Annotated in this window: 3 protein-coding genes; 1 reads left to right on the top strand and 2 read right to left on the bottom strand. The window is 69.6% G+C overall.

Annotation, left to right across the window (positions count from 1 at the left end; all coding sequences use genetic code 11):
• Positions 1 to 1,162: acyl-CoA dehydrogenase family protein (locus ACDELDRAFT_RS20590; RefSeq protein WP_040330186.1), on the bottom strand; the 1,162-nt coding region annotated here is incomplete at its 3' end.
• Between the two features lie 236 nt (positions 1,163 to 1,398).
• Between ACDELDRAFT_RS20590 and ACDELDRAFT_RS20585 the strand changes: the two genes are divergently transcribed.
• A complete protein-coding gene (locus ACDELDRAFT_RS20585; protein WP_040330184.1) occupies positions 1,399 to 2,160 on the top strand; it encodes an SOS response-associated peptidase in 762 nt (253 codons plus the stop codon).
• A 356-nt stretch (positions 2,161 to 2,516) separates the two neighbouring features.
• Here the strand turns inward: ACDELDRAFT_RS20585 and ACDELDRAFT_RS20580 are convergent.
• On the bottom strand, positions 2,517 to 3,185 hold a 669-nt coding region (locus ACDELDRAFT_RS20580; RefSeq protein ID WP_005800014.1), incomplete at its 5' end, for a TolC family protein.

Genomic DNA, 3,185 nt, shown 5'->3' with positions numbered 1-3,185 from the left:
CGCGGCCCCAGGTCCAGAAGGCGGCCAGCGGCGTGTCGGGCGACAGGCCCATGGCGCCGAAGATCTGCATGGCGCGATCCACCACGCGCTGCTGCAGGCGCGCAGCCACCACCTTGATGGCGGCCACCTGCGCGCGCACCTGGCCGGCGTCGGCGCTGCCCTCGGGGTGCGGGCCCTGGTCCAGCAACCAGGCGGCATGCAGCACCAGCAGGCGTGCCTGGTCAATCTCGATGCGCGACTCGGCAATCCACTCCTGCACATTCGCCTGATCGGCCAGCGGCTTGCCAAACGCCGTGCGCTCCAGCGCGCGCTCGGTGGCCAGGGAGAGCGCCAGCTCGCACTGGCCGATGGTGCGCATGCAGTGGTGCACGCGGCCCGGCCCCAGGCGCGCCTGGGCCATGGCAAAACCGGCGCCCCAGTCGCCCAGCAGGTGGTCGGCTGGCACGCGCACACCCTGCAGCAGGATCTCGCAATGCCCCTCGGGGGCATGGTGGTGCAGCACGCTGATATTGCGCACGATCTGAACGCCCGGTGCATCGGCGGGCACCAGCACCATGCTGTGGCGGTGGTGGATGTCGGACCCCGGCGCACCCGCCGCATCGGCATTGCGGCACAGCACGATGAGCAGCTTGCAGTGCGGGTGCGCCGCGCCCGTGATGAACCACTTGCGGCCATGGAGCACCAGCGCTGCGCCATCGCGCTGCACTGTGGTCTGCAGGTTGGTGGGGTCGGACGACGCCACGTCGGGCTCGCTCATGGCAAAGGCCGAACGCATCTGCCCCTGCAACAGCGGCTGCAGCCACCGTGTGCGCTGGGCGGGCGAAGCAAAGCGGTGCAACAGCTCGATGTTGCCCGTGTCGGGCGCGTGGCAGTTGAAGACCTCGGGCGCCCAGGGCAGGCGGCCCATGGTTTCGGCCAGCGGCGCGTAGTCGAGGTTGGACAGGCGCGTGCCCGGCTCGCCCTCGCACAGCGTGGGCAGGAACAGGTTCCACAGGCCCTCCTCGCGCGCCAGGGCCTTGAGGTCTTCGAGGAACGGCGGCGGATACTCGCCCGCCTGAACGGCCGCGTGCCAGGCCGCGTTGTAGGGCAGCAGATAGCGGTCCATGAACGCTGCGAGGCGTTCCTGCATCTGGCGCGCCAGGGGAGAAGGTGCGAAGTCCATGCCGCCATTGTGAAAACCCGCGCGGCGCATGTCACAACGCAGGCGACATGGTGCTTGACGTGCATCATGCGCGGGCCGGTGTCCACACAGCCGCAGCGCCAATACCCGGCCGCGGGGGCCACGGGGCCGCATGTTGCGTCTGTTTGCTTCATTTTTTATAGCTGAATGCGCTTGCCAATCAAGCGCATGGGCGGTATTTACCTCAAATAATGGCCACCACGCGGTACCATCCGCGCATGAGCACCCATTACGAAACCCTGCAGAACGCCGACAGCTACCGTGGGGCGTTCCAGGTGGACCCACCCGCCTCCCTGGGCGAGCGCCATCTGTGGCCACGCAAGCCGGGCTTCTTCATCGTGCATGCGGCCACGGCAGCGGCCCTGGCCCAGCCTCCGGGCGCTTCAACCGAGGCCCCGCCGCACACCGCCGAACTGCCCGAGGCCCCCAGTGCCACTGCCGGCGGCCGCGTGCTGGTGCCCGCACAGTGGGGCCTGGTTCCGCACTGGGTCAAGTCGGCCTCCGACGCCAGGCTGCGGGCGCCCAAGCTGGTCAATGCCAAGTCCGATAACGCCTCCACCGGCACGGCGTTCCGCGATGCCTGGCTGAACGGCCAGCGCTGCATCGTGCCCATGGCGGCGTTCTATGAAGACGATCTGCGCAGCGGCAAGGCCGTGCCCACGCGCATTGCGCGCGTGGACGGCCAGCCCATGGGCGTGGCGGGGCTGTGGGCACGCTGGCAGGGTGCCGATGGCGAAGTCATCATCAGCTACTGCCTGCTCACCGTGAACGCCAACAACCATGCCCTGCTGCACCGCTACGGCCAGCCGGGCAGCGAAAAGAGCATGCCCGCCATCCTGAACGAAGGCGCCTATGACGCGTGGCTCACGGCCCGCCCCGACAAGGCCAAGGAGTTCATGCGCCAGTACGCCGCCCAGTGGCTCACGGCCAACCCCGTGGAGAAGAAGGCCGACAAGGTCCCCAAAGGGCCGCTGGACTGATGCCTGTGTGCGCGCCGCCCCTTACGAACCTGTTGACGATCGTTTCGAGGTCGCCCAAGCACCTTGCCGGCATGGGCTGCAAGGCGCGGTGCGCAGTGGATAGCTCGGCCATCCACAAGCGCCGCAACGCCGCAGACCGCCCGGCAAGGCACTTGCCCGATCCCGATGGCACTCCAACGCAATCCCCGAAACGATCGCCAACAGGTTCTGAGGGATCTGGCACAAGGAAGGCGCTGACGCAGTTCCGTTGGCACCGCGCCAAGCCTGTCGTGAGCCTGCCGCACGGTCGAAAGCCCGGCAGCCGCCGCCCGAACGGGATGCATGCGGCCGTCCCGCCGAATCGGTAGCACGGCCCCTCAACCGCCGTTGCTGGCCTGCGGCGCGCCCGCCCAGCCCGCGCCCACGGCCTGGTACAGGGCAGCACTGCTCTGCAGGCGCCGCGCCTGGGCCGCCAAGAGGTCGGTGCGGATCTGCTGCGCCTGCTGCTGGGCGCTGAGCAACTGCAGATAGCTGGCAGAACCCAGCGCGTACTGCCGCTGCATGGACTGCAGGCTGCCCTGCGCGGCGGCATCGGCACCGGCCTGCGCGGCCAGGGCCTGGGCGTCGTTGTCCAGCGCGCGCAGCGCATCGGCCACGCTGCGCAAGGCGTCCAGCACCACGCCCTGGTAGTTGGCGGCGGCCGCGTCCAGCGCGGCCAAAGCCGCGCGCTTTTCGGCCGGCAGCGCGGGGTTGAACAAGGGCTGCGTGATCTGGCCGATCAGGCTCCACACGGCGGCGCCGCCGCCCAGCAAGGCGCCCGTGGTCAGCGCCTGCGAGCCCAGGCTGGCACTGAGGTTGACTTGCGGGTACAGGCGCGCCACGGCCACGCCGTAGTCCGCATTGGCCGCATGCAGCAGCGCCTGCGCGCCCTGGATGTCGGGGCGCTGGCGCACCCACTCTGACGGAATGACCCGCGGCAGTTCGACCGGCAGCGTGAAATCGCGCAGCGTGAACGTGGGTAGCCCCCGCGCCGTGGGCTCGCGACC

Origin of the sequence: Acidovorax delafieldii 2AN (genome assembly GCF_000175235.1) — a bacterium.
In the GTDB taxonomy this organism is placed as follows: Bacteria; Pseudomonadota; Gammaproteobacteria; order Burkholderiales; family Burkholderiaceae_C; genus Acidovorax; species Acidovorax delafieldii_B.
Note: the sequence above shows the minus strand (reverse complement) of the source record. Positions and strands in the feature narration are given on the sequence as shown.

Coding starts and splice junctions, on each gene's coding strand:
- ACDELDRAFT_RS20585 (WP_040330184.1), top strand. CDS start 1,399: ATGAGCACCCATTACGAAACCCTGCAGAACGCCGACAGCTACCGTGGG.